This window comes from Zarconia sp., from assembly GCF_057467645.1.
This window is the reverse complement of the sequence record NZ_JBRJXU010000073.1, coordinates 1-6,291: the sequence shown is the minus strand read 5'-3', so window position 1 is coordinate 6,291 and position 6,291 is coordinate 1. Positions and strand designations below refer to the sequence as shown.

The following is a 6,291-nucleotide window of genomic DNA, read 5'->3' as shown; positions in this document are numbered from 1 at the left end:
TAAAAACATATCGTTTACCTATCAATAAAATATTAGATTGAAGTAGCAAAAAATTTGATTTATAAAACAATCAAAAATTTCAACTTATAACAAATCCTAAACAATCGAGCCATCCCTTTGCGATAAATTGTGGTAGGATAAAATGCTTATATATCGAATATCTAGATAACACCACTCTATCCTCAATTTAAATCGACATTATGCAACTGCGGCAATTGAGTTTTTTGAGTTCGTTCGCCCTGTCGTTCGCCCTATTTAGCAGTAGTTGGGGGATCGCGACGAGAGCGGAAAATCGCGATTTCACCTCTCCAGAAACTCTGTTGGCTCGCTCCTTGAAGTCATCGACTGCCAAATCTTCCGTCTCAAAAGCTACAGAATTCTCGATCGCTCAAAACGCCACTGAAGAAGCCGAACCGACCGATACAAATCCCGAAGAGGCGACTTCCGAAGAGGACAACCCGACAGAGTCTGCACCGGTAGAAACGAACGTCGAAGAAGCCACTCCCCCAGAGGACAACCCGACAGAGTCTGCACCTGCAGAAACGAACGTTGAAGAAGCCACTCCCCCAGAGGACAACCCAACTGAGTCGGCACCCGCAGAAACGAACGTCGAAGAAGCCACTCCCCCAGAAGACAACCCGACAGAGTCTGCACCCACCGAGATCGATCCTGAAGAGGTGACTCCCGAACCCACCGAACCCACGCCAGCCGCACCCACAACCTCTGCACCGGTGAGTTCTGCGATTTTACTGCAAGAAAACGGGACGTTAGAAGAAGGCGATGCCACCTTCGATTCCGATGGCAGTTTCTACGACACCTATACCTTTGTCGGCCGGGCCGGACAATTGGTAACCATCGACCTGGAAAGTCAAGAATTCGATACCTACTTGCTTCTCGTCGATGGCGAAGGCAACACGATTGGCGAAAACGACGACCTTGCCGAGGGCAATACCAACTCCAAACTCGAAATCGAATTAGAGAATAACAGCGTTTACACCATCGTCGTCAACGGCTTCGACAGCGAACATAAAGGAGTCTACAATCTCACCGCCATCACCCAACTCGGTACTGGCGACTTGCAAGCCACCCTCACCTGGAATACCCCCGACGACTTGGATTTAACCATTCTCGATCCCAACGAAGAACTCGTCAGCTTCGACACTCCTCTCGTCGAATCCGGTGGTAAACTCGATGTCGATGCCAACGCCCTGTGCGAGAGTACCACCAATACCCCCGTTGAGAATATTTTCTGGCCGCCATCGAATGCTCCCAAAGGTAGTTACGCGATCGCCGTCAGTCTCTACACTCGCTGTCCCGATGGCGAGGTTCCAACTCCAGAACAAGCCAAAGAACCCATTGAGTTTACCCTGACTCTCACGGTACAGGGAACCACGGAAACCTTTACGGGGACGGTGGACGAACAAAATAATTTCGTCACGTTCCCAACTGCCGTTTACTAAAGTTGGGTTCAATTTGGTTCGATCGTTTGAGTTGTGGGGTGGGCAGTTTTTCCAGTGAAAATTCGACGTTAGTATCCAAAACCCCCAACCCCCACTCTGTTCCGATCTTCATCCAAAGCCCTGTAAAATCTAGAATCTAAAATTATTTCAGGAGTGTGCGGCGATGCAGATCGAACTCACGCAGCTTGCAAAAATTCTCGGGATTCCGTCACCCGAAAACTTGCCCCAAAGTCAAGATCTCATCTGTCGCGGCATCACCACCGACAGCCGCAGCGTCAAACCGGGCAATCTCTTCGTGGCATTGCGGGGGGAAAAGTTTGACGGACATCAGTTTGTGGCAACCGCTGCCGAACAAGGGGCGATCGCAGCCATTGTCGATCGCCCCGTCGATGTCACAATTCCTCAGTTTCAAGTGGGCGATACCCTCAAAGCCTACCAAACCCTCGGTCGCTGGTGGCGCGATCGCTTCTCGACTCCCATCGTCGGCATTACCGGTTCCGTCGGTAAAACCACCACCAAAGAACTGATCGCTGCCGTTCTGGGAACCCAAGGCAAGGTTCTCAAAACCCAAGCCAACTACAACAACGAAATCGGCGTTCCCAAAACCCTCTTCGGACTCACCCCCGAATGCGACTTTGCCGTGATTGAAATGGCGATGCGGGGACTGGGACAAATTGCCGAACTCACCCACATTGCCCGCCCGGATATCGCCGTCATTACGAATGTGGGAACGGCCCATATCGGGTTGCTGGGTTCGCGAGAAGCGATCGCCCAGGCAAAATGCGAACTCCTCGCCGAAATGCCCGATACCGGCATTGCTATCCTCAACCACGACGATCGCCTTCTAATGGCAACGGCAGCTACAGTGTGGCAAGGCAAAACCATCACCTATGGTTTGGAAGGGGGAGATGTGCGGGGCGAACTTCTCGATGGCGATCGTCTGCGGGTGGATGGTATCGAGTATCCCCTACCGCTAGCCGGAGAACACAACGCCCTCAACTACCTCGCCGCGATCGCCGTCGCTATTGCCCTCGATCTGGATCGATCGCCTTTGCAAGCCGGTCTGGCGGTTAGTTTACCTGACGGTCGGGCAAAGCGTTACCAGTTGGAAAACGATATCGAGATTTTAGATGAAACCTACAACGCCGGATTAGAGTCGATGCTCGCGTCGCTGAAAATGCTCGATCGCACTCCAGGAGCGCGGCATATTGCGGTATTGGGGACGATGAAGGAGCTGGGAGAGCGTTCGATCGAATTTCACCGTCAAGTGGGGGAGATGGCGCGTCAACTCGATCTCGATGCACTTTTTATCCTCGCCGATCCCGCTGAAGCCGAAGCAATGGCCGCCGGTGCAAAAGGTGTTGCCATCGTTGAGTGGGAAGATGCCACCTCCACCAACGCCCATACCGCCCTGACAACGCGATTGCAAAATTTCGTCCAACCCGGCGATCGCTTGTTATTTAAAGCCTCTCATTCTGTCGCCCTCGATCGAGTCGTTCGTCACTATCTCGGAGATTAGGATTACAGATGCGTTGTAGATATCTCTGGAAAAGGGTGAAAGGTTAAAGGTTAAGGGGTCAGGGGTCAGGGAAAAGAAATGTATGACTTTGGCATAGAAATTGATTTAATTTTTGATTTCTAGCAGATGTCGAGTTACGCTCAATATTCATTTTCCTCAGAACAGAACTAACCGCTAAACCTGCCCCGATCGTTTATTCAAAAGGCGAGATGTACGACCCTGTTGATGAAAGTAATTATATTGAAGTACTGATTTTATCTCGTTTTGCAGAAGAGAGTGGCTATTTACCGCCTGAAATCGATCTTGACGATCGCATTGTCGATCTAGTCGATTCGGCAGATTATGCAGTTATTATCAATATCGAACGAGATTTAAACATCAAAATTTCCAACGAAGATTGGTTTAATGCCGTGACCGTTCGAGATACGATCGAATTAGTCAAAGCGCACGTTCAGAGACTGGATGAAGATTGAGAAAGAGTCAAGCCTTGTTGGTAAAAATTTACAGGGTTTAGCGATACCAAAGGCGATCGCATTTGAATATGAAAACATTTTATTTTACCCAAATGCGATCGCCCAAATGCGTGCGTCCCTACGAACCTCGTCCTAAAAACTTCGCCATTCTCGCCACCGCTTCTTCCAAAATAGGGGGTTCGTGAACCAGGGCAAATCGGACGTATCCTTCCCCGGCTTTCCCGAATCCCGCACCGGGGGATGCGGCGACTCCCGTCTGTTCCACCAACTGGGTACAAAATCCGACGGAATCCTGCTGCCAGGGTTCGGGGAGTTTCGCCCAAATGTACATGGTTGCCGTGGGTTGCGGCACTTGCCAGCCGATGCGATTCAGGGCGGTGATGAAGGCATCCCGGCGACGACGATAGGTTTGGACGGTAGCCTGTACCCCCGCTTGCGATCCGGTAAAGGCTGCGATCGCCCCGTTGAGAATCCCGCGATATTGGTTGAAATCCACCGCCGCTTTCACTTGCCGCAACGCCTGAATTAACTCGGCATTCCCGATCGCATATCCAACCCGAAACCCGCCCATATTGTAGGATTTCGAGAGGGTGAAAAACTCGATCGACACGCTTTTTTCTCGATCGGCTTGCAACACTGAAGGCGGGGTAACATCGTCAAATACGATATCAGCGTAGGGAAAATCGTGGACGAGGACAATGTTGTGTTTCCGGCAAAAAGCCACCGCTTCTTCAAAGAACGAGAGGGGCGCAACGGCACTGGTGGGATTGTGGGGATAACTGAGTACCATCATCCGCGATTGAGCTAGAACCGCTTCTGGGATATCTTCAAATACCGGCAAAAACCCATTTTCTTCTCGCAGTTCCATGGGGTAAATCTGCCCGCTTGCCAAATACACACCTCCCATATGGGAAGGATAGCCGGGGTCCATCAACAGGGCAAAATCTCCCGGATTGAGAATGGCTAGGGGTAGGTGAGCCGTTCCTTCCTGGGAACCCACCAAAGGCAACACTTCTGTTTGCGGATCGATAGGAATGCCATACTTCTCGGTATACCAAGTCGCCGCTGCTTCCCGAAATTCTTGGGTGCCGTGGAAAAGTAGATATTGGTGGGTGGCCGGATCGTCGAGGGAATCGGCGATCGCTCTGAGGATATGGGGTTCGGTGGGTAAATCCGAAGACCCTAGCGAAAGATCGATGACCTGATGTCCGGCAGCGATCGCGCTGGCTTTGACGCGATCCATATCGGCAAATACGTTGGACTTGAGGGGATCTAAGCGGGTGGCAAATTGCATATCGGGAACGGGGAACGGGAAAAAAAGCCGGCGATCGGGTTGAGGATGGGTGAATGCCAATATTGACCTACATTTTAGGACAGATGGGTGTCGAGCATATCGACAAGTTTCTGTTTGGTAATTGCCCCTTCATGAGATGCAATCGATTCGCCATCCTTAAACAATCTTAAAGCCGGTACGCCCTCAACTTGGCAATACTTGACAGCATTGGGGTTGGGATCGACTTCCATCTTGACAACTTTGACACGATTTGCATACTCTGCGGCCACCAAATCAATGGAGGGAGAAACGAGACGACACGGGCCGCACCAAGGTGCCCAAAAATAGGCGAGTACTGGGGTTGAAGCGTGAGTGACTTCGGTTTCAAATTCTGCGTCGGTGATGGTGATGGTGCTGCTCATGGAAGGCTCGATGGACTGGGTTCGCTTTTTTATATGAATAGTTTAGAACGAAAATGTATCGATTTTGACATGTTTTGAGTGGTCTGCATTCGATCGAGAAATGCTCGAAATCTGACTCAGGGGGTCAATCTCGCGAGGTTTCGCGATTATTTGCCCAATTGCCCTTCTCCACAACTCCAAATTTTTCGATCGAAAAAGTTCGCGAATCTCCAAGTTTTTCACAGAATCTTCATAACCTCTTGATAATTTGTGATTAAATCTACAAATTTAATTCAGTGTTGCGTGGGGTGCGATCTAACTAACTCGGTAACGGAAGACCCCAACCGGTTTAAACCCCGTCTGTTTTCCCAAACCTGTTTTTTAGGATTTATCACCGGATTAATTTATGAAGACTCAGACATACACTTTGCCTCAACCTTCCATCGGACAGATCTTGTCACAAATCCAAAGCACGAGTCGAATTACGCGCACCGAACAAGCATCTCTGTGGCAACTGATGCATTCTGCCGATCGACTCAACGCCGAAGAAATCGGTCAACTGCAACGGGTCTTCGACGATTTACAAAAAGGATTTTTGCGCGTGGAGTTGTCGTAGAATTCGATCGCTTCGAGAGCGACTGCAATACCGCTTCACCCAGCTTAAATACATCCAGTATCAAAGTGCGAAGCAATCGATCGCAAACTCCATCAGCAGCAACACTGAAAAATTCGTTTAGACTTATCCACTCAGGCGATATAGCACTTAGCACTCAGCTATCGACCTCAAGCCAACCCGATCGCACAAGCTGCGCCCATGGGTAAAATTTCGGCGATTTCTGACTTGTTGCTATCGAAAGAAACCTGTCTTCGTCGTGTTATATCGCCGCTTTTGGGATAGAAATCTTCATTTCAATCAAAAACTCCAAACAATACTGCCCCCAGTCGAACGATAATTCGTGAAAGTTGGGGGCAGTATCGTCTCGAGCAAACGATCTCATATCAGATCTGGGTAATTAACCATAAGATATAGCCGTCGCCAAGGCGGTTAGGACACTCGAGAAATCAAGCTCAAGGCTCGCATTTTCTTCTCTCCCCCTACTCACCGCGATTGCCTGCTCAAGAAAGCTCACCTTCACGATGCCTAAACCGCCCTGACGGTTGCTAT

The 6,291-nt window shown here is 49.9% G+C and carries 6 protein-coding genes; 4 read left to right on the top strand and 2 right to left on the bottom strand.

Features of this window, described 5'->3' with window-relative positions; genetic code table 11:
- The first annotated feature begins 200 nt into the window (after positions 1 to 200).
- The 3 genes from AC2215_RS10570 (at position 201) to AC2215_RS10560 (ending at position 3,452) form a co-directional block, all read left to right on the top strand.
- Positions 201 to 1,460 (top strand): pre-peptidase C-terminal domain-containing protein, encoded by a 1,260-nt coding sequence (locus AC2215_RS10570; RefSeq protein ID WP_486809955.1) that lies wholly within the window; start codon positions 201 to 203, stop codon positions 1,458 to 1,460.
- 163 nt (positions 1,461 to 1,623) lie between these two features.
- Positions 1,624 to 2,979 (top strand): UDP-N-acetylmuramoyl-tripeptide--D-alanyl-D-alanine ligase, encoded by a 1,356-nt coding sequence (locus tag AC2215_RS10565; RefSeq protein WP_486809954.1) that lies wholly within the window; start codon positions 1,624 to 1,626, stop codon positions 2,977 to 2,979.
- A gap of 209 nt (positions 2,980 to 3,188) precedes the next feature.
- Positions 3,189 to 3,452 carry a hypothetical protein gene (locus tag AC2215_RS10560; RefSeq protein ID WP_486809953.1) on the top strand — a complete coding sequence of 88 codons (264 nt, stop codon included), beginning with the start codon at positions 3,189 to 3,191 and terminating at the stop codon, positions 3,450 to 3,452.
- 118 nt (positions 3,453 to 3,570) lie between these two features.
- On the opposite strand, the gene AC2215_RS10555 is transcribed toward AC2215_RS10560, so the two are convergent.
- Both AC2215_RS10555 and AC2215_RS10550 read right to left on the bottom strand, forming a co-directional pair.
- Positions 3,571 to 4,746, bottom strand: a complete 1,176-nt coding sequence (locus AC2215_RS10555) for an LL-diaminopimelate aminotransferase (protein WP_486809956.1) — start codon at positions 4,744 to 4,746, stop codon at positions 3,571 to 3,573.
- A 74-nt stretch (positions 4,747 to 4,820) separates the two neighbouring features.
- Positions 4,821 to 5,147, bottom strand: coding sequence for a thioredoxin family protein (locus tag AC2215_RS10550; protein WP_486809952.1), 327 nt, complete (start codon positions 5,145 to 5,147; stop codon positions 4,821 to 4,823).
- 385 nt (positions 5,148 to 5,532) lie between these two features.
- Here AC2215_RS10550 and AC2215_RS10545 point away from each other — a divergent pair, with 385 nt between their 5' ends.
- Entirely contained in the window at positions 5,533 to 5,742 is a 210-nt protein-coding gene (locus AC2215_RS10545; protein ID WP_486809951.1) for a hypothetical protein, read from the top strand.
- Positions 5,743 to 6,291 lie beyond the last annotated feature (549 nt).

Excerpts from the sequence above, each read along its gene's own strand:
- AC2215_RS10570 (WP_486809955.1), top strand. The coding sequence starts at position 201 with ATGCAACTGCGGCAATTGAGTTTTTTGAGTTCGTTCGCCCTGTCGTTC.
- AC2215_RS10565 (WP_486809954.1), top strand. The coding sequence starts at position 1,624 with ATGCAGATCGAACTCACGCAGCTTGCAAAAATTCTCGGGATTCCGTCA.
- AC2215_RS10560 (WP_486809953.1), top strand. The coding sequence starts at position 3,189 with ATGTACGACCCTGTTGATGAAAGTAATTATATTGAAGTACTGATTTTA.
- AC2215_RS10555 (WP_486809956.1), bottom strand. The coding sequence starts at position 4,746 with ATGCAATTTGCCACCCGCTTAGATCCCCTCAAGTCCAACGTATTTGCC.
- AC2215_RS10550 (WP_486809952.1), bottom strand. The coding sequence starts at position 5,147 with ATGAGCAGCACCATCACCATCACCGACGCAGAATTTGAAACCGAAGTC.
- AC2215_RS10545 (WP_486809951.1), top strand. The coding sequence starts at position 5,533 with ATGAAGACTCAGACATACACTTTGCCTCAACCTTCCATCGGACAGATC.